Origin of the sequence: Streptomyces xantholiticus (genome assembly GCF_014651015.1) — a bacterium.
Lineage (GTDB): Bacteria > Actinomycetota > Actinomycetes > Streptomycetales > Streptomycetaceae > Streptomyces > Streptomyces xantholiticus.
This window is the reverse complement of the sequence record NZ_BMWB01000005.1, coordinates 174102-196440: the sequence shown is the minus strand read 5'-3', so window position 1 is coordinate 196440 and position 22339 is coordinate 174102. Positions and strand designations below refer to the sequence as shown.

17 protein-coding genes are annotated in these 22339 nt (G+C 69.6%); 14 read left to right on the top strand and 3 right to left on the bottom strand.

The annotated features are described in order from the left end of the window. Position 1: 1 nt before the first annotated feature. The 3 genes from IE198_RS11365 to IE198_RS11355 form a co-directional block, all read right to left on the bottom strand. The gene (locus IE198_RS11365) at positions 2-487 is read right to left on the bottom strand and encodes a glutathione peroxidase (RefSeq protein ID WP_189885393.1); all 486 of its coding nucleotides are present in this window, start codon (positions 485-487) and stop codon (positions 2-4) included. Between the two features lie 92 nt (positions 488-579). Continuing rightward, a complete protein-coding gene (locus IE198_RS11360; protein WP_189885391.1) occupies positions 580-1446 on the bottom strand; it encodes an acyl-CoA thioesterase in 867 nt (288 codons plus the stop codon). 19 nt (positions 1447-1465) lie between these two features. Beyond that, positions 1466-4039 carry a DEAD/DEAH box helicase gene (locus IE198_RS11355; protein ID WP_189885389.1) on the bottom strand — a complete coding sequence of 858 codons (2574 nt, stop codon included), beginning with the start codon at positions 4037-4039 and terminating at the stop codon, positions 1466-1468. A 60-nt stretch (positions 4040-4099) separates the two neighbouring features. Between IE198_RS11355 and IE198_RS11350 the strand changes: the two genes are divergently transcribed. From IE198_RS11350 to mtnC, 14 genes are all read left to right on the top strand, one after another. Continuing rightward, complete coding sequence (locus IE198_RS11350) at positions 4100-4891, top strand: metal-dependent hydrolase (protein WP_189885387.1); 792 nt, start codon at positions 4100-4102, stop codon at positions 4889-4891. 1357 nt (positions 4892-6248) lie between these two features. Continuing rightward, positions 6249-8045 carry a non-ribosomal peptide synthetase gene (locus IE198_RS11345; RefSeq protein WP_189885386.1) on the top strand — a complete coding sequence of 599 codons (1797 nt, stop codon included), beginning with the start codon at positions 6249-6251 and terminating at the stop codon, positions 8043-8045. A 4-nt stretch (positions 8046-8049) separates the two neighbouring features. Next, a complete protein-coding gene (locus IE198_RS11340) occupies positions 8050-11562 on the top strand; it encodes an SDR family NAD(P)-dependent oxidoreductase (protein WP_189885384.1) in 3513 nt (1170 codons plus the stop codon). Positions 11563-11601: 39 nt separating this feature from the next. Next, complete coding sequence (locus IE198_RS11335) at positions 11602-12810, top strand: aminotransferase class V-fold PLP-dependent enzyme (protein ID WP_189885382.1); 1209 nt, start codon at positions 11602-11604, stop codon at positions 12808-12810. Further along, a complete protein-coding gene (locus IE198_RS11330) occupies positions 12807-13574 on the top strand; it encodes a thioesterase II family protein (protein WP_100106005.1) in 768 nt (255 codons plus the stop codon). The genes IE198_RS11335 and IE198_RS11330 overlap by 4 nt, the downstream gene beginning before the upstream one ends. A 1-nt stretch (position 13575) precedes the next feature. Continuing rightward, positions 13576-14727, top strand: a complete 1152-nt coding sequence (locus IE198_RS11325; RefSeq protein WP_189885380.1) for a peptidogalycan biosysnthesis protein — start codon at positions 13576-13578, stop codon at positions 14725-14727. A gap of 182 nt (positions 14728-14909) precedes the next feature. Beyond that, the gene (gene metK, locus IE198_RS11320) at positions 14910-16118 is read left to right on the top strand and encodes a methionine adenosyltransferase (protein WP_189885378.1); all 1209 of its coding nucleotides are present in this window, start codon (positions 14910-14912) and stop codon (positions 16116-16118) included. Then, positions 16115-17680: an S-methyl-5-thioribose-1-phosphate isomerase gene (gene mtnA, locus IE198_RS11315; RefSeq protein WP_189885376.1), complete on the top strand. Its 1566-nt coding sequence runs from the start codon at positions 16115-16117 to the stop codon at positions 17678-17680. The genes metK and mtnA overlap by 4 nt, the downstream gene beginning before the upstream one ends. Then, positions 17677-18330: a methylthioribulose 1-phosphate dehydratase gene (gene mtnB / locus IE198_RS11310; RefSeq protein WP_189885374.1), complete on the top strand. Its 654-nt coding sequence runs from the start codon at positions 17677-17679 to the stop codon at positions 18328-18330. Before mtnA ends, mtnB begins: the two co-directional genes overlap by 4 nt. Positions 18331-18375: 45 nt before the next feature. Next, positions 18376-19170 carry an S-methyl-5'-thioadenosine phosphorylase gene (locus IE198_RS11305; RefSeq protein WP_189885373.1) on the top strand — a complete coding sequence of 265 codons (795 nt, stop codon included), beginning with the start codon at positions 18376-18378 and terminating at the stop codon, positions 19168-19170. After that, entirely contained in the window at positions 19167-20450 is a 1284-nt protein-coding gene (locus tag IE198_RS11300; RefSeq protein WP_100105999.1) for a pyridoxal phosphate-dependent aminotransferase, read from the top strand. The genes IE198_RS11305 and IE198_RS11300 overlap by 4 nt, the downstream gene beginning before the upstream one ends. 236 nt (positions 20451-20686) lie before the next feature. Next, positions 20687-20941, top strand: a complete 255-nt coding sequence (locus IE198_RS35095) for a response regulator transcription factor (protein WP_229833839.1) — start codon at positions 20687-20689, stop codon at positions 20939-20941. Positions 20942-20991: 50 nt separating this feature from the next. Continuing rightward, a complete protein-coding gene (locus IE198_RS11290) occupies positions 20992-21585 on the top strand; it encodes a 1,2-dihydroxy-3-keto-5-methylthiopentene dioxygenase (protein WP_100105997.1) in 594 nt (197 codons plus the stop codon). Continuing rightward, positions 21582-22313, top strand: a complete 732-nt coding sequence (mtnC, locus tag IE198_RS11285; protein ID WP_189885369.1) for an acireductone synthase — start codon at positions 21582-21584, stop codon at positions 22311-22313. Before IE198_RS11290 ends, mtnC begins: the two co-directional genes overlap by 4 nt. Positions 22314-22339: the final 26 nt, after the last annotated feature.

Here is a 22339-nt window from a genome sequence, read left to right as displayed (position 1 = left end):
CTCAGGCGGACAGCAGCGCTTCGATCGCCGCCAGTATCTCCGGGGACTCCGGCTCGGTCCCCGGACGGAAGCGGGTGACCTCGCCCTGCGGGGAGATCAGGAACTTCTCGAAGTTCCACTGGACGTCGCCGGCCTCGCCCTCGGCGTCCGCGACCTTCGTCAGCTCCGCGTACAACGGGTGACGCGTCTCGCCGTTCACGTCCGTCTTCTCCAGCAGCGGGAAGGACACCCCGTACGTCGCCGAGCAGAACGTGGCGATCTCCTCTGCGCTGCCCGGCTCCTGGCCCGCGAACTGGTTGCAGGGCACGCCCAGCACCGTGAAGCCCCGGTCGCCGAACTCCTTCTGCAGCCGCTCCAGACCCGCGTACTGCGGAGTCAGCCCGCACTTGGAGGCCACGTTGACCACCAGGACCGCCCGGTCCCGGTAGTCGGCGAGCGAGGTCGCCTCGCCGGACAGGGTGCGCAGCGGAATGTCGTACAAGGTCATCTAAGCTCCTCGGAGGGGAAAACAGGCGTCATGCAGCACAACACTGCCGGGCGCGGCGGCCTTCCCGCGGGGCGGGGAGGGTCCCGGGCCGCCTACACGGGTCGGAACAGGCCTTCCTGCACCACGGACACCAGCAGCCGGCCCTCATGGTCGTAGATCCGGCCCCGGGCGAGACCGCGGCCGCCGGTCGAGATGGGCGACTCCTGATCGTAGAGGAACCACTCGTCGGCCCGGAACGGGCGGTGGAACCACATGGCGTGGTCCAGCGACGCCATGTCGAACCCCCGACGGCCCCAGAGCGGTTCGACGGGAATCCGCACCGCGTCCAGCAGGGTCATGTCGCTCGCGTAGGTCAGCGCGCAGGTGTGCACCAGCGGGTCGTCGCCCAGCGGGCCCACCGCGCGCATCCAGACCGCGCTGCGCGGGTCCGCGTCCTTGATCTCTTCGGCCGTCCAGCGCAGCCGGTCGACGTAACGGATGTCGAACGGCTGCCGGCGGGCCATCCGCTCCAGGGACTCCGGCAGCTCACCGAGGCGCTCCCGGATCTCGGTCGCCACGGTGGGCAGCGTCTCGGGCGCCGGGAAGTCGAGCCGCGGCGGCAACTGGTGCTCGATGCTCCCGGGCTCGGGACGGTGGAAGGACGCCGTCAGGTTGAAGATCGTGCGCCCCTCCTGCACGGCCGTGACGCGCCGGGTCGTGAACGAGCGGCCGTCCCTGACCCGTTCGACCTGGTACACGATCGGCACCCCGGGGCGCCCGGGCCGCAGGAAATAGGCGTGCAGCGAATGCACCGGACGCTCGCCGTCCGTCGTCCGCCCCGCCGCGACCAGAGCCTGACCGGCCACCTGGCCGCCGAAGACCCGCTGGAGCGATTCGTTCGGGCTGAGCCCCCGGAAGATATTCACCTCGATCTGCTCCAGGTCGAGCAGATCGACCAGACGCTCGGCCGGATTCGTCATCCTTGGGACCTCTTCCCTCTCAGAGCTGGCCGACGGACGTGACCCGCACGACCGCCCGGCCCTCCTCGTCGGAGGCTGCCAGATCGACCTCCGCACTGATACCCCAGTCATGGTCGCCGTTCGGGTCGGCGAAGGTCTGGCGCACACGCCACAGGCCGTGCGCCGGGTCCTCCTCGATGGCGAGAAGCTTCGGGCCACGGGCGTCGGGACCCGTGCCGAGGGCGTCGTACTCGTCCCAGTACCCGTCCATCGCCTCGCCCCACGCCTCCTCGTCCCAGCCCGACTCGGCATCCATCCCGCCCAGTTCGCCCACCTGGTCGAGGGCCGCCAGCTCCACCCGGCGGAACATCGCGTTGCGGACCAGCACACGGAACGCGCGGGCGTTCGCCGTGACCGGCTTGACCTGGTCCGCCTTCTCCTGCGCCTCCTCCGCGGTCTCCACCTCCGGGTTGGCCAGCTGCTCCCACTCGTCCAGCAGACTGGAGTCGACCTGGCGGACCATCTCGCCCAGCCAGGCGATCAGATCCTCCAGATCCTCCGTCTTCAGGTCGTCCGGGATGGTGTGGTCGAGCGCCTTGTACGCGCTCGCCAGATACCGCAGCACGATGCCCTCGGTGCGGGCGAGCTCGTACCAGGAGGTGAACTCCGTGAACGTCAGCGCCCGTTCGTACATGTCCCGGATCACGGATTTCGGCGAGACCGGGTGGTCACCGACCCACGGGTGCGACTTCTTGTAGAGGTTGTACCCGTGCCACAGCAGCTCCTCCAGCGGCTTCGGGTACGAGATGTCCTGGAGCCGCTCCATGCGCTCCTCGTACTCGACCCCGTCCGCCTTCATCTTGCCGACCGCCTCGCCGCGCGCCTTGTTCTGCATCGCGGCGAGGATCTGGCGCGGGTCGTCCAGCGTCGACTCGACGACGGAGACCATGTCCAGCGCGTACGACGGCGACTCGGGGTCCAGGAGGTCGAAGGCGGCGAGAGCGAACGTCGACAGCGGCTGGTTCAGCGCGAAGTCCTGCTGGAGGTCGACGGTGAGCCGGATCGTGCGGCCCTCCGCGTCCGGGGTGTCCAGCTGCTCCACCACACCGCCGTCGAGCAGCGAGCGGTAGATCGCGATCGCCCGGCGGATGTGGCGCAGCTGCGCCTTGCGCGGCTCGTGGTTGTCCTCGAGCAGCCGGCGCATCGCCTCGAAGGCGTTCCCCGGCCGGGCGATCACCGACAGCAGCATGATGTTGGTCACCCGGAAACGGGAGGTCAGCGGCTCCGGCTCGGACCCGATCAGCTTCTCGAAGGTGGAGTCCGACCAGGCGACGAAGCCCTCCGGGGCTTTCTTCCTGACCACCTTGCGGCGCTTCTTCGGGTCGTCGCCGGCCTTCGCGAGCGCCTTCTCGTTCTCGATGACGTGCTCGGGCGCCTGCGCGACGACCAGGCCGGCGGTGTCGAAGCCGGCCCGGCCGGCCCGGCCGGCGATCTGGTGGAACTCACGCGCCCGCAGCGTCCGCACCCGGCTGCCGTCGTACTTGGTGAGTGCCGTGAACAGCACCGTACGGATGGGGACGTTGACGCCGACACCGAGCGTGTCCGTGCCGCAGATGACCTTCAGCAGGCCCGCCTGCGCCAGCTTCTCGACCAGCCGCCGGTACTTGGGCAGCATGCCCGCGTGGTGCACGCCGATGCCGTGCCGTACATAGCGGGACAGGTTCTTGCCGAACTTCGTGGTGAAGCGGAAGTTGCCGATCAGTTCGGCGATTTTGTCCTTCTCCTCACGCGTGCACATGTTGATGCTCATCAGCGACTGCGCCCGCTCCACTGCCTGCGCCTGCGTGAAGTGCACGATGTAGACGGGTGCCTGCTTGGTCTCCAGCAGCTCGGTGAGCGTCTCCGTGATGGGTGTCAGCCGGTACTCGTACGAGAGCGGCACCGGACGGGTCGCCGAGCGGACCACGGAGGTGGGGCGGCCGGTGCGGCGCGTCAGGTCCTTCTCGAACATCGACACGTCGCCGAGCGTCGCCGACATCAGGATGAACTGCGCCTGCGGCAGCTCCAGCAGCGGGATCTGCCAGGCCCAGCCGCGGTCCGATTCCGCGTAGAAATGGAACTCGTCCATCACGACCTGGCCGATGTCGGCGTACTTGCCGTCCCGCAGCGCGATCGAGGCAAGCACCTCGGCGGTGCAGCAGATGACCGGGGCGTCCGCGTTCACGGACGCGTCGCCCGTCAGCATGCCGACGTTCTCCGTGCCGAACAGCTTGCACAGGTCGAAGAACTTCTCCGAGACCAGCGCCTTGATCGGCGCGGTGTAGAAGGTGACCTGGTCCTTCGCCAGGGCCGCGAAGTGCGCACCCGCCGCGACCAGGCTCTTTCCCGAGCCGGTCGGGGTCGAGAGGATCACGTTCGCCCCCGAGACCACCTCGATCAGCGCCTCCTCCTGAGCCGGATAGAGCGTGATGCCCCGGTCCTCCGCCCATGAGGAGAAGGCGTCGAACAGGGCATCGGGGTCGGCTTCTGGCGGCAGCTGATCGATAAGGGTCACACCCCCATCTTGCCTGTCCGCCTCCCGGATCAGGGAACCGGCCGCGGGCGGCAAGATCACGACCGATACGCTGCCCTGTCAACCGGGGTACAGCACAAGAGCAATGGGGCGGGAACGCACATGATGGGACCGGCGCACTCTCTGTCCGGCGCGGCCGCCTGGCTGGGGGTGGGCGCGGCGACGGCCGCCGCGGGAGACCCGATGCCGTGGCCCGTCCTCGTCGTCGGAGCACTGATCTGCGCGGGCGCGGCGCTGGCGCCCGACCTCGACCACAAGGCAGCGACGATCTCACGGGCCTTCGGGCCGGTGTCGCGCGGGCTCTGCGAGATAGTCGACAAGCTGTCGTACGCGGTCTACAAAGCGACGAAGAAACAGGGTGACAAACGCAGGACCGGCGGGCACCGGACCCTGACGCACACCTGGCTGTGGGCCGTCCTCATCGGCGCGGGCGCCTCCGCGCTGGCGGTCCTCGGCGGGCGGTGGGCGGTCCTCGCGATCCTGTTCGTCCACATGGTGCTCGCCGTGGAGGGCCTGCTGTGGCGGGCCGCACGGGTCTCCAGCGACATCCTGGTCTGGCTGCTCGGCGCCACCAGCGCGTGGATCCTCGCGGGCGTCCTGGACAAGCCGGGCAACGGCGCGGACTGGCTCTTCACCGGGCCCGGCCAGGAGTACCTGTGGCTCGGCCTCCCGATCGTCCTCGGCGCCCTCGTCCACGACATCGGCGACGCCCTCACCGTCTCCGGCTGCCCGATACTGTGGCCGATTCCCGTCGGCAACAAGCGCTGGTACCCGATCGGTCCCCCGAAGCCGATGCGCTTCCGGGCCGGCAGCTGGGTGGAGCTGAAGGTCCTGATGCCGGCGTTCATGCTGCTGGGCGGGGCCGGCGGCGCGGCTGCACTCAACTTCATCTGACGGGGGCGCGCGGAGCGCACCGCGTCGCGGGTGGCGCCAGGGCGGAGCCGCGGTCCGTCCGGCCTTCCCCGGCGCGGGGACGGCGGGGGGCGGGGCCGCTGCGCGGAGCCGCTCCCTCCCCGCCCTTCCAGGGCGTGCCGGCCATGGGAGGTATCCCCATGGCCGCCATACCGATGCCGCTGCGTCAGTGGTCGTGCCATCGGTGGTTCAGGGTGACGACGTACCGGCGGGCGACGGTGGCCGGAGGTTCTTCGGAGGCCTCGTTGCCGTATCCGGGCATGCCTGCGACCTGACGCCGTCTTCGTCACCCCCGCCGAGGGCGTCGAAGCGGTCGCGGTGCTCGCCGACGGGCTGCGCCGCAGGATGTACGGCCCGATACGGCGCGCCCACCCTCCGGTGACCCGCAAGGAGGCGGCAGCCGACGCGGGCGTCCCGGTCAAGCCGGCCACCTTCCACCTGGACAAGCACGTCGCGGCCGGGCTGCTGTCCGCCGGCTGCGACAGTCCCGGCGGACCCCCAGGGCCGGCCGCCGGCCCAAGGCCTACGAGCCGGCCGACACCGACACCGACATCCGCATCCCCGAGTGCCGTCCGGACGTCCTCGCGGAGATCCTCATGGACGCGGTCCTCGGCAAGCGGCCGGACGAGAACGTGCGCCCCGCCGCGCTGCGCACGGTCCCGCAGCGGGCCGAGGAGCTCGAGGAGGGCACGGGCACGCAGTCGTCCCGGCAGGCTCGGGCCCGAGCGCTCCGTCACCGTGTGCGAAGCCGTCTTGGAGCAGTACGGCTTCCAGCCGGACGGTCGGGCCCCGACCGAACGGCGGCTGCTCAACTGCCCCTCCACCCGCTCGCCGCGACGGCCGCTGCCGCCCGGACCGCCGGGGCCCGAGTGACGGTGCTGGAGGCCGCGGAACCCTCGCTGCTGCGGGTGGCGCCGGTCCACGAGGTGGCTCAAATCCTCACCCGGTTTGCACACCGATCACGGGGGCGAGCTGCGTTGCGATGTCGGGGTCGCCGAGACCACCGCTTCCGGAGGGCGAACAGCGTGCCCGGCCGCAGGCCAGGTGCGCCACGGCCTGCGACGCCCGAGGGGGTTCGAACGCATCGCTCACCCGTCGTCGGCATTGCGGTGGGACCCGAGGGTGACCTGTCTCATGTGCCGGTGTGTACGTAGGTCCAATGTCTTCACGGATCTGTCGTGTTTGGATCTTGCCTGGCTCGTGGGGGCTCGATCTGGTGAGCAGCCGTCGGGCCGACGGCGCACGGAATCGAGCACGCACAGTGGACGGAAGAGACGTACAGGGCGCCGGTCCCTCCGTAGAGGCCCGTGACGAGATCTCGTGGACAGAAAGTAGTTCCATGGTTGACATCCAGCAGCCGGTTCGGCAGACCGGGTCGACTGCACGCTGCCTGCACGACATGTTCGCCGAACACGCAGCGGCGACCCCGGCCGCTCCCGCTGTCACACACGATGGTCGCACCCTCTCCTACGCAGAACTGCACGAGCGTGCACTGCGGTTGGCGGCCCACCTGCGAGGCCGGGGCGTCGGCCCCGATGTCGTCGTCGGCCTCCATGTCGAACGGTCCGCCGACATGCTCGTCGGCATGTTGGGCATCCTGGAGGCCGGCGGCGCGTATCTCCCGTTACGGACGGACGATCCCGGGGCGCGCGTGGCGGGCATCCTCACGGACGCCGGGGTCGCCACTGTGATCACCTCGGCGGCGACCCACGAGCGGCTCGCCGACTTCGCTGACGCGCGCGTCCGTGTCGACGCCGAGTACCCCCTTCCGGCGGAGGACGATCCCGCCGGTCTGCGGCCCACGCCGGAGAATCTGGCGTACGTCATCTACACATCGGGAACCACGGGTGCCCCCAAGGGCGTTGCCGTCCCGCACCGGGCCGCGGCGCGCATCGTCCGCACCGGCGTCTACGCCGACTTCGGGCCTCAGGAGACGTTCCTGCAGATATGCCCGCTCTCGTTCGACGCCCACGTGCTGGAGGTGTGGGGCTCGCTCGCCAACGGCGGCCGCCTCGTGCTCCACCCGGACACCCCGGTATCGGCCGAGTCGGTCATGGAGGCCGTGCACGCCCACGACGTCACCGCACTGTGGCTCACACCGACCGTGTTCAACCAGGTCGTGGACGAGGGCCTGTTCGAGGGCTGCGGGTTGCGTCAGGTGATCGTGGGTGGCGAAGTGGTGTCGACACCGCATCTCTCCCAGGCCATGCGCACGACGGACATCCGTTTCTCCAACGGCTACGGGCCCACCGAGGCGGGCGTGTTCACCTGCTGCAGGGTGTTCCAGGCGTCCGACCTGGTGCACTCGCCGCCGCCTGTCGGGGCCCCGCTCCCCGGCACCGAGGTCTGGGTCGTGGACGCCGAGGGAAGGCAACTGCCCGACGGGGAACTCGGTGAGCTCTACATCGGCGGCGACGCTCTGGCACGCGGATACCACGGCCGGCCCGACCTGACGGAGAAGAGCTTCGTCCCCCACCCGTTCGGCGGCGCGCCGGGCGCCCGGGTCTACAAGTCGGGCGACCTCGCCCGGGTACTGCCCGGAGGCCTGATCCAGGTGATCGGGCGCATCGACAGCCAGGTCAAGATCCGCGGCAATCGGGTGGAGCTGACCGAGGTCGAGTCGGCGCTCCTGCAGGCCCCGGAGGTGAAGCAGGTCGCCGTGGTGGACCGGCAGCAGGGTGCCGAGCGGGTCCTGGCCGCCTACATCGTTCCTGTGGAGGGCACTGCGCCGACGGTCGCCGAACTCCGCGGCCGCCTGGCCCGGCGACTGCCCGACTACATGATTCCGTCGGAGCTGTTCCGGCTGGACCGGATCCCCCTGACGAGCAACGGCAAGGCCGATCGCGGGGAGCTGCGCGACAGCGCGAACGGCACCCGCCTCGACCTGGGTGTCGACTTCCGTCCCGCGGCCACGGACGTGGAGGCCGTGCTCAGTGAGATCTGGGCCGAGGTGCTCAAGACCCGCGCCGTGGGCGTCGACGACAACTACTTCGATCTGGGTGGCACGTCGCTCTCGATCAAACGCGTACACCAGCGGATACAGCAGGAGCTGGGCATCCGGCTCTCCCTCGTGTCGATGTTCGAGTACCCCACCGTGCGGCTGCTGGCCGACGCGATCGCCAACTCTGAGGTGTAGAACAATGAGCACTCTTCCGAACGCCGGCCGGCCGGACATCGCCGTCGTCGGCATGGCCGCGGTCATGCCCGGGGCCCGCGACATCGACGCCTTCTGGTCCCTGGTGCGCGAGGGCCGCGAGGCCATCACCCACGGCACGCCCCGGGTGGTCGAAGAGGCGGAGACCGGCCGCCGCTGGGTGCACGCCCGCGGCGTCATGGACGGTGTGCAGGACTTCGACGCCGAATTCTTCGGCATTCCCAAGCGCGAGGCCGAGGTACTCGATCCTCAGCACCGGCACCTGCTGCAGTGTGCGTGGAACGCCATGGAGGACGCGGGCTACGACCCGTACCGGATCGTCGAGGACGTCGCCGTCTACTCCTCCGTGGGGCCCAACACCTACTACGAGGGACGCGACTTCGGGCCCCGGTCGGCGGCGGAGCGGATGCTCATCCAGCTGTCCAACGGCCCGGACACGCTGCCGACCCGCATCTCCTACAAGCTCGGACTGACCGGTGAGAGCGTCAACGTCCAGTCGGCCTGCTCCTCGGCGGCCGTCGCCGTCCACCTGGCCTGCGAGTCGTTGCGGGAAGGCCGTGCGGGCACGGCACTTGTCGGCGCCGCGAGCATCGGTACGGCCGGAACCCTGGCCTACGAGTACCAGGAGGGCTTCATCCTGTCGGCGGACGGCAGCACCCGCGCGTACGACAGCAAGGGATCCGGCTACGTGGAGGGCGACGGCGTCGGAGTCCTGGTGCTGCGCCGCCTGGCCGACGCACAGCGCGACGGAGACCAGATCCACGCCGTGATCAAGGGCAGTGCGGTCAACAACGACGGCCGTGCCAAAGCGGGTTTCTCAGCACCGAGTGTCGAGGGTCAGTCGAAGGTGATCCGTGCGGCCCTGGAGGCATCCGGTGTATCGGCGGAGTCCATCGGCCTGCTCGAAGGCCACGGCACCGGCACGCTCGTGGGCGACCCGATCGAGGTCCGCGGACTCACGCGCGCCTACCGGCCGTTCACCTCGAAGACCGGCTTCATCGCGCTGGGCTCGGTGAAGGCGAACATCGGTCACCTCTGCTTCGCCTCCGGCATCGCCGGGCTTCTCAAGGCGATTCTGTGCCTCAAGCACGGTGAGATCCCGCCGATGGCCGTGCTCGACGAGATCAACCCGGACATCGACCTCGACCCGACCCCCTTCTACATCAACCGGGAGCTCAGGCCGTGGGAGGCCGGGATCAGGCGAGCCGGTGTGAGCTGCTTCGGGATGGGCGGCACCAACGCCCACTTCGTGCTGGAGCAGGCCCCCGAGCCAGAGCCGGCTGCCGACGCGGAGGCCTGCGACGGCCCGTACGCGGTCCTGTTGTCCGGGCGCACCGAGACGGCATTGGCGCAGGTCGTCGAGCGGCTTCGGGACTTCGTCGCGGCCCGCCCGGAGACCGGCCTGGCCGACCTCGCCTTCACCCTGGCCGCCGGCCGTCGCCCGCTGGCCCACCGGTGGGCCGCCGTGGTGAACTCGACGGCGGAGCTGGAGCAGGCCCTCTCTGTTCCTGATGCCGAAGTCGGCGCCGGCCGGGAGGGCACGGCCGCGGACATCGCGCGGGAGTGGGTCGCCGGAGGGAATCCCGACTGGCGGGCTCAGTTCGCCGGCCGACAGCCCAGCCGCGTCTCGCTGCCCACCTACCCCTGGCAGGGCGAACGCCTGTGGATCGAGCCGCCGGCGGCGGAGGGCACCGGAGGTGCGCCGCTGGAGCCCGAGGAGCAGGCACCGTTGGCCGAATGGCTGTACCGGCCGGTGTGGACGAGGACCTCGCTCCCCCGCCCGTACCACCAGGGGGACCTGCAGGACACCGACGGCACGGCACTCGTGATCGGTGACGGCCGTCCGATGACCGAGTCCGTCCGCGAGGAGCTCGACGCCGCAGGACTGACCTGCGTTCTTGTCGAGCCGGGCACCGACTTCGAGGCGGACAGGGAGCGGCGCCATGTCCGGTTCCGGCCCGCGGACGCCGATGACGCGGCGCGCCTGGTGGAATGGGCGGTCGCCGAGGGCGGTCCCATCAGGAAGGTCGTGCAGCTGAGTTCGTACGGTGGCCGCGCCTCCGGCCAGGACGAGGGCATCCGGCTCGGCGTGCTCAGCATGCTCAGCCTGGTGCAGGCCCTCGCCGGGGCGGCACAGACGCCCGAGATCTGGGTCGTGACCGAGAACGCCCAGCCGGCTCAGGGCGAGGCCACCACACTTGACCTGGAAGCCGCGGCGCTCATCGGTCTGTGCCGGGTCATTCCTCAGGAGCACAGCGGGATCAGTTGCCACTGCGTGGACTTCTCGGTCGGGAGTCCGCCCGCCGATGTGGTCCCCCGGCTGCTGGCCGAGATGTCCGCGGGAGGGGACGAGCTCGAGGTCGTCTACCGTGGCGGTGACCGCATGACGGGCACGGTGGAGCGGGTCCGGGCCGAGCCGGGCCTCGCTGCCCCACTGCAGACCGACGGCGTGTATCTGATCACCGGCGGCCTCGGCCGTATCGGTCTCACCATTGCCGAGCAGTTCGCGCGGACCACCCGTGTCCGGCTGGCTCTGGTGTCGCGTCGCGGCCTCGACCGGGCGGGTACCGGCCGCGACCAGGCGGTGCGGGCACTCAGGGAACTCGGTTCCGAGGTCCGCGTGTTCGCCGCCGACGTCGCGGACGAGCATCAGCTGCAGCAGGTCGTCAAGCAGATCACGGGGGAGTGGGGACCTGTCAACGGAGTGGTCCACGCGGCCGGTATCGAAGAGGGCCGCAACTTCTCGCTGCTCTCCGAGACGACAGTGGAGCGTGCGACCGAGGCGCTGCGCCCCAAGGTGCCGGGCATCTCCGCTCTCGATCGTGCCACGCGGGCGCAGCCACTCGACTTCTGCCTGGTCTGCTCCAGCCTGGACACACTGCTCGGCGGCATCGCCTTCGGCGTCTACACCGCGGCCAACCGCTACTTGGACGGTTACGCCCACCGGAGGCGTGCCCACGGCGCTCCCTGGGTCAGCGTCGACTGGGACTCGTGGCGCTTCGACGAGGGCAGCGGAGCGCGTATCGGTGCTGCCGCAGCCCGTACCGCGATCCGCCGAGAGCAGGGTGGCGAACTGCTGGGCTCGATTCTCGCCTCGGGCGAGCCCCAGTGCGTTGTCTCGACCGTCCCCCTGACGGAGCGTATGGAGCGCATCCGCCGCACATTCGCGCGGAAGGGCGGTGCCGCGCATTCCGATGAGGCACGCCGTACGACGAAGGACGAGGTCGGCTCGGTCGTACGGCAGATCGTCGCCGGGGTTGCCGAGGTGGACGAGGTCGCCGACGAGGACGAGCTCCTCGCGGTCGGCTGTGACTCGCTCGCGCTCCTCGAGGTGGTTTCCCGGATCGAGCAAGTACTGCAGATCAAGGTGCCGCTTGAGCAGTTCTGGGGGTGTACGACCGTCGGTGAGCTCGTCGAGGTCGGCTGGGCCGGCGTCCCCGAGCAGCCGGCTCAGGAGACCGACGCCGGCCAGGAGGCGCTCCGGCATCTCGCCGGATAGTCCTCGTTCCCCGCACGCCACCAGAGACTTGGACGAACGATGTACGAGACTCTTGATCTCGCCAGGGCACGCGCCGAAACACCCGGTGTCAACCATGTGGTGCACCTCAACAACGCCGGCGCCGGCCTCGTCCCCCTGCCCGTTCTCGACGTGATGACCTCCTACCTGCGGCTGGAGAGCAGAGTGGGCCCGTACGAGGCGGCTGAGCGGTCCGAGGGCGCTGTCGGCAACGCCCACACCGCGCTCGCGTCGCTGCTCAACTGCAGTCGCCAGGAGGTCGCCATCCTGGACAGCGCCACCCGGGCCTGGGGCATGGCCATGTCCTCCGTGCCGCTGCAGGCCGGCGACCGGGTGATCATTTCCGCGGTCGAGTACGGCAGCAACTACCTGTCGCTGCTGCACCTCACCGAGCGACTGGGGGTGTCCCTGGAAGTGGCGCCCGTCGACGGGAACGGCCTGGTCGACGTGGCCGGGCTGGAGGCCATGCTCGACGAGCGGGTCCGCCTGATCGCCATGGTGCACGTCCCGATGCACGACGCGCTGGTCAACCCGGTGGCCGACATCGGTCGGGTGTCCCGCCGCCACGGGATCCCCTACCTGGTCGACGCGTGCCAGTCGGTCGGGCAGATGCCCGTGGACGTCGCCGAGATCGGATGCGACCTCCTGGTCGGGACGGGACGCAAGTTCCTGCGCGGACCGCGGGGCACCGGATTCCTCTACGTTCGCCAGGAGTTGGCCCACAAACTGGTACCGGCCATCGTCGGCCTGGACGGTGTCGAATGGCTCTCGGGCAGCTACCGGCTGGCCCCGGGCGCTCGCCGGTTCGAGACCTGGGAGACCAATACCGCGGCCCGTATCGGACTCGGAGTCGCCGTCGACTACGCCCTGGGCTGGGGGATCGAGCGCACGTACGCGCGGATGCGGCGGCTTGCCGCGGGTCTGCGCAAGGACCTGGTCGGCATGCCGGGCGTCGTCCTGCACGACCGCGGTCGCGAACAGTGCGGAACCATCGCGCTCTCCTTCGAGGGGCGGGGCACCTTCGAGGTCCGCAACGCCCTGAAGGACGCCGGGGTGAACACATGGGTCTGTCTGGAGAACGCGGCCTGTGTGGACATGCAACAACGCGGGCTGAGCACCTTGCTCCGGGTCTCTCCCCATTACTACAACTCGGAGCAGGAGCTGGAACGGTTCTGCAGCGTGCTCGAAGACATACTCACCGGAACCCGTCGAGAGCGGGTGCTCGCATGACCGCCAAGACCGCGTCCCCGTGGATCAAGCGCCCCCGCTCGCTCCCCATGGCGCGGGCCCGGCTGTTCTGCGTTCCCCACGGCGGCGGCGGCCCGTCGTCCTTCGCACGGTGGGTGACCGGACTCGCCCCGGACACGGAGGTCTGTCTGGTCCATCTTCCCGGACGGGAGGGCCGTCTGCGTGAGGAGCCACTCACCGATCTGATGCTCATCGCGGCGCACGTCGCGGAGGCGATGACACCGCTGCTCGATGTGCCCTTCGCCTTCTTCGGCCACAGCATGGGCTCGATCATCGCGTACGAGGCTGCGCTCCGGCTGACCGAAGAACCACGTCATCTCTTCGTCTCGGCATCCCCGCCGCCCCACCGGGTGCAGGAGGAGCCGCCGTTCGCCCACCTGCCCGACGCCGAGTTCCTGGACGGCGTACGGCGCTCCTACGACGGCATTCCGGACACCGTCTGGAACGACGAGGAGCTGATGCGGATCATGCTCCCGTCGATGCGGGCGGACTTCGCGGCGTACGAGACCTACCGGTGGCAACAGAGGGAACCCCTGCGCTGCCCGATCACGGTCCTGGGCGGCAAGGACGACCCCTTGGTGCCCGACGAGACACTGGCGGACTGGTCACAGCTCACCTCGGGCGATTGCCGGACGCAGCTGTTCGAAGGCGGCCACTTCTACGTGAACGAGGCCCGCCCGCGCCTGCAGCAGCTCGTGCGCGAGGCACTGGGCGCACCGGTCCCCGTGGCGAAGGGACGTGGGTGACGTGGCAGTGCGCACTTTCGCCACGATGGCGGAAGCCCGCGACAACGGCTGGGAGGATCTGTCCCCGACCTGGGAACTCTTCCATTCGGCGGACTGGCTCTCGCTGGAGAGCGAGCAGACCAACATCGCGCCCCGGTTCCACCTGGCGGGTGAGGAGGGCGGCCGGCCCGCAGCAGCCCTCGTCGGCTTTCCGCTCGACGAGACCTCGGAACCCTGGCCGTTCATGCGGGTCGACCGCACACTGCGCCTGCTCGCGGACCGGTACGCGGCACCCGTGCCCGACGGGGCCCTGGAGCCCGGGCGGCTCCTGCCCACTTACCTCGGCGGCAGTCGCCGGGTGCCGGACACGCTGCTGCTGACCGATCCGTACAGCAGCACCCAGCAGCGCAGGGCCCTCACGCAGGAACTCGTGGCGGCAGCGGAGCAAGAGGCCCGCGCCCTCGGCTCCCGCAGCGTGGCCTACCTCTACGTGGGCGAGGCCGACCCGCTGCGGGACGTGCTGCGCAGCAGGGGCTACGCGGAGTTCCCCACGGCCCGGTACGCCACGCTGTACCTGCCGAAGCCGGGATTCGACGCCTATCTCGACAGCCTGCCGGGCGGGCGCCGCCGCAAGGTGATGAAGGAACGCCGCGTCCTGGACGGCGCCGGCCTCGACATCGCCGTACGGCCGCTGACCGGTGAGCTCATTCCGGAGCTGGTCCCTCTGATGCTCAACCACGGCGGCAAGTACGGTCATGCGTACACCGAGGAGACACTCACCCGCTCCCTCGAACTGCACGTCAGGCACTGCGGTGACGCGCTGCACGCGATCACGGCGAGGTCCGCCGACGGTGTGCTGCGCGGATTCTCGGCACTGGTGCACCGCGGCTCCCGCCTCTACATGCGCCAGACCGGCTACGACTACGACTGGCTCGGGAAGATTCCGCTCTATTTCGCGCTCGTCTTCTACGCACCGATCGAGTACGCGAGCCGGGTGGGTGCCACGACCGTGGACTACGCCGTGGAATCGGAGCAGACGAAACTCTCCCGTGGCTGCACCCTCGAGCAGCGCCACGGCTATCTCAAGCTCTTCGACGTACGCCGGCAGGCGGAGCTGGAGCCGTTGCTGGAAGGCATCCGGCAGGGAGCGGGCCAGGGCGTGTCTCGAACGTAGCGCCGTCCGCCCGAAGGGCGGGGCCAGGCCGGACTTTCGAGACACGCCCCAGGCCTCTCGTTCGGATCAGGCCGGACTCACGAGAGGTCCGTCCTTTCCCGATCAGGCCGCATCAGCCGCCGTCCACCACTCTCCACCCCTCCAGCGCACGAGCCACAGGCCGTCCCGTCCTTTGGAGTTCCATGTCCCGTCGTCTTTTCACCTCGGAGTCGGTGACCGAGGGCCACCCCGACAAGATCGCCGATCAGATCAGCGACACCATTCTCGACGCCCTCCTGCGGGAGGACCCGACTTCCCGGGTGGCCGTGGAGACATTGATCACCACCGGCCTCGTGCACGTCGCCGGTGAAGTGACCACCAAGGCGTACGCCGACATCCCCACGCTGGTGCGGAACAAGATCCTCGAGATCGGCTACGACTCCTCGAAGAAGGGCTTCGACGGCGCCTCCTGCGGCGTCTCCGTCTCCATCGGCGCCCAGTCGCCGGACATCGCGCAGGGCGTCGACACCGCCTACGAGAAGCGCGTCGAGGGTGACGAGGACGAGCTGGACCGGCAGGGCGCCGGCGACCAGGGCCTGATGTTCGGCTACGCCACCGACGAGACACCCTCGCTGATGCCGCTGCCCATCGAGCTGGCCCACCGCCTCTCCCGCCGGCTGACCGAGGTCCGCAAGGACGGCACCGTCCCCTACCTGCGCCCCGACGGCAAGACCCAGGTCACCATCGAGTACCGGGGCAGCCGCCCCGTCCGTCTCGACACGGTCGTCGTCTCCTCCCAGCACGCCGCCGACATCGACCTCACTTCCCGGCTGACCCCCGACATCCGCGAGCACGTCGTCGAACACGTCCTGGCCGCACTCGCCGAGGACGGCATCAAGCTCGAGACCGACAAGCACCGCCTCCTGGTCAACCCGACCGGCCGCTTCGAGATCGGCGGGCCGATGGGCGACGCCGGCCTGACCGGCCGCAAGATCATCATCGACACGTACGGCGGCATGGCCCGCCACGGCGGCGGCGCCTTCTCCGGCAAGGACCCCTCCAAGGTCGACCGTTCCGCCGCCTACGCCATGCGCTGGGTCGCCAAGAACGTCGTGGCCGCCGGTCTCGCCGAGCGCTGCGAGGTCCAGGTCGCCTACGCCATCGGCAAGGCGGAGCCCGTCGGCCTGTTCGTCGAGACGTTCGGCACCGCCGCCGTGGCCCAGGACCGCATCGAGAAGGCCATCACCCAGGTCTTCGACCTGCGCCCCGCCGCGATCATCCGCGACCTCGACCTGCTGCGGCCCGTCTACGCCGCCACCGCCGCCTACGGCCACTTCGGCCGTGAACTGCCCGACTTCACCTGGGAGCGGACGGATCGCGCCGACGCACTGCGCAAGGCGGTGGCGGCATGAGTGCACAGCAGCATGCGGCGGTGCCGGCGGTCTCCCTGTCCTGGGAGGACGGCGCGATCGTCACCCTCGACCAGCGTGCCCTGCCCTTCGAGCACCGGCGGCTGAGGATGACCGAGGTCGACCACGTCGTCGACGCCATCGCCACGCTGGCCGTACGGGGCGCACCTGCCATCGGACTTGCGGGCGCCCTCGGGGTCGCCCTCAGCGCCTACGCGCACAGCGACGGGGACACCCTCGACGAGGCGAAGGTACGGGCGGACGCGGAACGGCTTGCCGCAGCGCGTCCCACCGCCGTGAACCTGGCCTGGGCGGTCGGCCGCGCACTGACCCGCCTCCACGAAGGCGCCGATGCCGTACTCGCCGAGGGGCTGGACATGCTGGCCGAAGACGTGGCCGTGAACACCGCCATGGTGCGGCGGGCGGCCGACCTGGTCGAGTCGCTCGCCCCCGGGCGGCCCCTGCGGCTGCTCACCCACTGCAACACCGGCAGACTCGCCACGGCCGCGGTCGGGACGGCGCTCGGCACCATCATCGAACTCGCCCGCCGAGGCAGGGTCGCCGACGTACTGGTCGATGAGACCCGGCCGCTCCTTCAGGGAGCCCGGCTGACGGCGTGGGAACTCGGCGAGGCAGACGTCCCCTACCGGGTCTGTGTGGATTCGGCGGCTGCCGCGGCCATGTCCCAGGGCCTGGTGGACTGTGTCCTCGTCGGAGCCGACCGCATCGCGGCGAACGGGGACACCGCGAACAAGGTCGGCACCTACGGCCTCGCGGTCGCGGCGGCCCGGCACGGGATCCCGTTCATAGTGGTCGCTCCGGCGTCCACGTGGGACGCACGACTGGCACACGGCTCGCAGATCGTGATCGAGGAACGTTCCCCGCTCGAGGTCGTGGAGTTCGCCGGCGTGCCGACGGCGCCCGAAGGCGCCGCCGCGTTCAATCCCGCTTTCGACGTGACGCCCCATGAACTGATCAGCGCCGTCGTCACCGAGAAGGCCGTGTTCGACGGCGGCCGGGCCGCGCAACGCTCCTGCGGGGCGCCCGCCGAGCGGATAGCCGGACTGCTCGAGGACTTTCCCGACCATCCCGCCCCCGGTGTGGTCTTCCGCGACCTGTCCCGCGTCTACGCCGAGCCGGGCCTGCTCGCGGGTCTCGCAGCCCAGGTGGCCGCCGACTTCCGTGGAGCGTTCGACCGGGTACTCGCCGTGGAGTCCCGCGGCTTCCTGCTCGGCGCCGCCGTGGCGGCAAGCGCCGGGCTGCCGCTCACACTTGTACGCAAGCCCGGGAAGCTGCCGGGCACGGTGCACTCCGCCGCGTACGCGCTGGAGTACGGCGAGGACCGCCTGGAGATCCGTACGGACGCCGTCGCACCCGGTGACCGGGTGCTCTGCATCGACGACGTCCTCGCCACGGGCGGCACCCTGGGTGCAGCGGCCGAACTGGCGGAGGCCTGCGGTGCAAAGGTGGCGGCCCTCGTGGTCCTCGTCGAGCTGACGGGTCTCGGCGGCCGCGCCTCGCTGGCCCGGTACCCCCTCACGGCACTGTGCGAGGTGCCGGCATGACGGTCGCACCGAACGTTTCGCAGTCGGGCCGGTACGAGGCCGAAGGGGCCGAACTGGCACGGTTCTCACGGCTCTTCTACGAGCGCGGCTGGATGCCCGGCACGTCCGGCAACCTCTCCGTGCGGCTCTCCGGGGACACTGCGGACATCGCGCTGATCACGGCCAGCGGGCGGGACAAAGGCGAGCTCACCCCCGGGGACATGGTCGCCGTTCAGGCGGAGACCGGTGATGTGCTGCACTCCGGTGCGCCGCGTGCCTCGGCGGAGACCTCCATCCATGCCGCGGTCTATCGCACCACTCAGGCACGAGCCGTGATCCACGTGCACTCCCCGTACGCAACGGTGATGGCGTGTCGGGCTGCCGACCGCGAGCGCCTCTCGACGCTGGTACTCACCAGGTTCGAACTGCTCAAGGGCCTGGGGCTCGATGCGGCGGAGCGGACCGCCGTGCCCGTCTTCCCCAACTGGCCGCATGTGCCTCGGATCGCGGACGAGGTGGCCGGCCACCTGAGCCGTGGGGACCGATGCCCGCCGGGTCTGCTGATCGCCGACCACGGGATCACCGTGTGGGGGAGCGACCTCGCCCAGGCCCGCAACCGCCTGGAGTGTTTCGAGGCGATCTGCCGGCTGCTCGCCATCGGGGTGGGCTGACCCCGGTGCTTTGCCGCAACACACACATGTATTCAGGAGGGTTTCATGGCTGACATCGCCGTCATCGGAGGCAGCGGCTTCTACGAACTGCTGGACGACGCCGAGCAGATCGAGATCGACACCCCGTTCGGCGCGCCGTCGGACGCGATCAGCGTGGGAACGGTGGGCGGCCGTAGCGTTGCGTTCCTGCCCCGGCACGGGCAGGGACATCAGTTCCCCGCCCACAGGATCAATTACCGGGCGAACCTGTGGGCCCTGCGCTCGCTCGGCGTGCGCCAGGTCCTCGCGCCCTGCGCGGTCGGTTCCCTGCGGCGCGAGCTGGGCCCGGGCGCCGTCGTCGTTCCCGACCAGATCGTCGACAGGACGACCGGCCGCATCCGGAGCTACTACGACCAGGGCGCCGTCCACGTCTCGTTCGCCGACCCGTACTGCCCGCACGGGCGGCTCGCCGCCGTCAAGGCCGCGGCCGCCTCAGGGACCGAGGCAACCGACGGCGGCACCATGGTGGTCATCGACGGACCGCGCTTCTCGACCCGTGCGGAGTCGCAGTGGTACGCCTCGGCCGGCTGGTCGCTGGTGAACATGACCGGTCAGCCGGAGGCGGTCCTCGCCCGTGAACTCGAGCTGTGCTACACCTCCGTGGCACTCGTGACCGACCTCGACGCCGGTATCGGCCCCGAGGAGAGCGTTTCACAGGAGGAGGTCTTCGAAGTCTTCGCGCAGAACGTCCAGCAACTGCGGAAGATCATCCTGGAGACGGTCAAGGAGCTGCCCGAGGAGCGCACCTGCGGCTGCTCCCGTGTCCTCGAAGGGATGACCATCCCGCTGGAACTGCCGTGACATCCGGGGCCGGGCCGGTCGAGCACCGGCTGAGCGCGTTCGGCACCACGATCTTCGCCGAGATGTCGGAGCTTGCCGCCCGGACCCGGTCGGTCAACCTCGGGCAGGGTTACCCCGACACCGACGGACCGCCGGAGATACTCGAAGCCGCGGTGCGCGCCCTGCGGGACGGCCGGGGCAACCAGTACCCTCCGGGCGCCGGCGTACCCGAGCTGCGCGCGGCCGTTGCGGAGCACCAGCGGCGCTGGTACGGCCTCACGTACGACCCCGACTCCGAGGTACTGGTGACGGCGGGTGCGACAGAGGCCGTCGCAGCCACCTTGTTGGCGCTGGTCCGCCCAGGCGACGAGGTCATCGCGCTGGAGCCGTACTACGACTCGTACGCCGCGTGCATCGAAATGGCAGGCGGCACACGGGTTCCGGTGACGCTCCGCCCGCACGAGGGCAAGTTCCGGCTGGACCTCGACGAGCTGCGGGACGCGGTCACCGAGCGGACTCGGCTGCTGCTCGTCAACACGCCTCACAACCCTACGGGGGTCGTGCTGACCCGCGAGGAACTCGCTGTGATCGCGGAACTCGCCGTCGAGCGGGACCTCCTGGTCGTGATGGACGAGGTGTACGAGCACCTGGTCCTCGACGGCTCGCACGTGTCGGCCGCCACCCTGCCGGGGATGCGCGAGCGCACCGTGTCCATCGGGTCGGCGGGCAAGACCTTCTCCTTCACCGGGTGGAAGGTGGGCTGGGTGACGGCGCGGCCGGAACTCGTAGCGGCGGTGCGCGCGGCCAAGCAGTACCTGACCTACGTGTCCTCCGGCCCGTTCCAGTATGCGGTGGCCGAGGCTCTGCGGATGCCCGACGGGTACTTCACGTCGTTCCGCCACGACCTGCGGGCCAAGAGGGATCTGCTGGCCTCCGGCCTGGAATCGGCGGGCTTCGACGTGTTCCGGCCTTCGGGCACGTACTTCATGACCGTCGACATCCGGCCACTCGGCGAGAGTGACGGGTTCTCCTTCTGCCGCGATCTGCCCGGGCGGGCGGGGGTCGTGGCGATACCGAATGGCGCATTCTACGACACACCGGAGAAAGGAGCCCCCTACGTTCGGTTCGCCTTCTGCAAGCAGACACGCCTCCTCGAAGAGGCTGTGCGGCGCCTGAGCACACTGTCGCAGCCCTCGCGGATCCCCGATGACGGGGTCCCGGACCGAGTTGATTTCTCGCCCACCGAGAAAGCCGCCGAATCTTTCTCGCCCACCGAGACAAGGCCTCGATTGCCCAATTAATTCGCACACCGTGGCGGTATCCCTTTCTGTTACGCTGACATCAATGGCATTACCCACCACGCGGCATGGCCGGTTTTTCGTCCTGCCGCATCGGACCCATCATTCAAAATGGGCGTGGTCGAGGCCGAGATGTCCGAACGGCGACAGGAGGAGCATTGATCACCGCACAACGGGGAGCCTGTCATGGGGTGGAGGAGGGGAGGCCGCCCGACGATGCGTGGCGCCGAATCAAGTCGTTGATCGGGAACGACGAATGCGACTGGGCAGAGGGCCCTGTTCGCCGGATCCGGCACCTGACCGAGCGGGAGTTCGAGGTGTTCATCCTCCTCGGCCGGGGCATGTCGAACCAGGCGATCTCACGCCTTCTGCTCGTCACCGAGCGCACGGTCAAGGCGCATGTGACGCGCGTGCTGGCCAAGCTGCAGCTGGAGTCGCGTCTGCAGGCCGGCCTCGTGGCGCAGTCCTACACGCGCACGGCCGCCCCGAACTGAGCTCTTCGCGGGATTGCACAGCCGACAGACAGGATCTTCAGGGGGATTGAATGACACTACTGATCACCTGGCCGGGCTCCGGGCCTGAGAACGTCGTCCGCCGCACCTCCGACTTCGCCGAGATCGCCGCAGCTCTCGCCCCGATCGGCGTGCGGTACGAGCAGTGGCCGGTCCGCGAGGATGTGCCCGCCGGGGCTTCTGCCGATGTCGTGCTCGAGGCGTACCGGGAGCAGATCGACAAGCTCAACGGCGAAGAGGACTTCTCGACGGTCGACGTGGTCTCGCTCCATCCCACGGATTCTCCCGAATGGGCAGAGACCGCGAAGGAAGCTCGTCAGAAGTTCCTTCGTGAGCACACTCATGAGGATGACGACGAGATCCGGTTCTTTGTCGCCGGGGCGGGGATCTTCTATTTGCATGCGGCCCAGGAAGTCCATGCGGTCTACTGTGAAAAGGGTGATCTCCTGGGAGTTCCCCGGGGGACCACGCACTGGTTCGACATGGGAACGTCGCCTTCCTTCACGGCCATTCGCTTCTTCCACGAAGAGGACGGTTGGATCGGAAAATTCACCGGCAGCGAGATCGCCTCGCGTTTCCCTGATTTCGACACGATCCACGCCGAGTACACCGGACAGCGGGCGTGATCCTGCATCATGACGTCGACGCCGTGGTCCTGGACATCGAAGGCACCACGAGCGCCACGGGTTTCGTCCTCGACGTGCTCTACCCCTACTCGCGTTCGGCGTTCGGCACGCTCCTGACGGAGCGCGCGGCCGAACCCGAGGTCCGGCGCGCCGTCGGCCAGGTCCGGGACCTGATGGGCGAGCCGGACGCGGGTGCCGCGCGGGTCGAGGCGGTTCTGGGTGCCTGGCTCGACGAGGACCGCAAGGCCACTCCGCTGAAGACGCTTCAGGGGCTCGTGTGGGCCGAGGGATTCGCAGCCGGTGAACTCGTCTCCCACTTCTACGACGACGTGGTGCCGGCGCTACGGCGCTGGCACGACGCCGGAGTGCGTCTGCACGTCTACTCCTCGGGGTCCGTGGCCGCTCAGCGTGCATGGTTCGGGCACACTCCCCATGGCGATCTGCTGCCGCTGATCGACGGGATGTTCGACACCGAGACGGGGCCGAAACGGGAAGCCGACTCGTATCGGGCCATCGCCGAAAGCGTGGGGGTGTCGTCGCCCGAGCGGATCCTCTTCCTCAGTGACCGCACCGCGGAGTTGACCGCGGCTCGTTCCGCGGGTTGGCGCACGACGGGAGTGCGGCGTGCGGGCGAGCCGTACTGCCAGGAGGACGATGACGGGCACCCCCGCGTCGCCACGTTCAACGAGATCGGCCTGGTGAATTCGACGCGTATGCCCGCCGACTGACGCCATTGCCGGCCCGGTAGGCCCGG

What these genes read in the sequence shown, in the direction of transcription:
- IE198_RS11350 (WP_189885387.1), top strand. Translation starts at nt 4,100, where the DNA reads ATGATGGGACCGGCGCACTCTCTGTCCGGCGCGGCCGCCTGGCTGGGG.
- IE198_RS11360 (WP_189885391.1), bottom strand. Translation starts at nt 1,446, where the DNA reads ATGACGAATCCGGCCGAGCGTCTGGTCGATCTGCTCGACCTGGAGCAG.
- IE198_RS11330 (WP_100106005.1), top strand. Translation starts at nt 12,807, where the DNA reads ATGACCGCCAAGACCGCGTCCCCGTGGATCAAGCGCCCCCGCTCGCTC.
- mtnA (WP_189885376.1), top strand. Translation starts at nt 16,115, where the DNA reads ATGAGTGCACAGCAGCATGCGGCGGTGCCGGCGGTCTCCCTGTCCTGG.
- IE198_RS11365 (WP_189885393.1), bottom strand. Translation starts at nt 487, where the DNA reads ATGACCTTGTACGACATTCCGCTGCGCACCCTGTCCGGCGAGGCGACC.
- IE198_RS11345 (WP_189885386.1), top strand. Translation starts at nt 6,249, where the DNA reads ATGGTTGACATCCAGCAGCCGGTTCGGCAGACCGGGTCGACTGCACGC.
- mtnB (WP_189885374.1), top strand. Translation starts at nt 17,677, where the DNA reads ATGACGGTCGCACCGAACGTTTCGCAGTCGGGCCGGTACGAGGCCGAA.
- IE198_RS11305 (WP_189885373.1), top strand. Translation starts at nt 18,376, where the DNA reads ATGGCTGACATCGCCGTCATCGGAGGCAGCGGCTTCTACGAACTGCTG.
- IE198_RS11335 (WP_189885382.1), top strand. Translation starts at nt 11,602, where the DNA reads ATGTACGAGACTCTTGATCTCGCCAGGGCACGCGCCGAAACACCCGGT.
- IE198_RS11340 (WP_189885384.1), top strand. Translation starts at nt 8,050, where the DNA reads ATGAGCACTCTTCCGAACGCCGGCCGGCCGGACATCGCCGTCGTCGGC.
- IE198_RS11290 (WP_100105997.1), top strand. Translation starts at nt 20,992, where the DNA reads ATGACACTACTGATCACCTGGCCGGGCTCCGGGCCTGAGAACGTCGTC.
- metK (WP_189885378.1), top strand. Translation starts at nt 14,910, where the DNA reads ATGTCCCGTCGTCTTTTCACCTCGGAGTCGGTGACCGAGGGCCACCCC.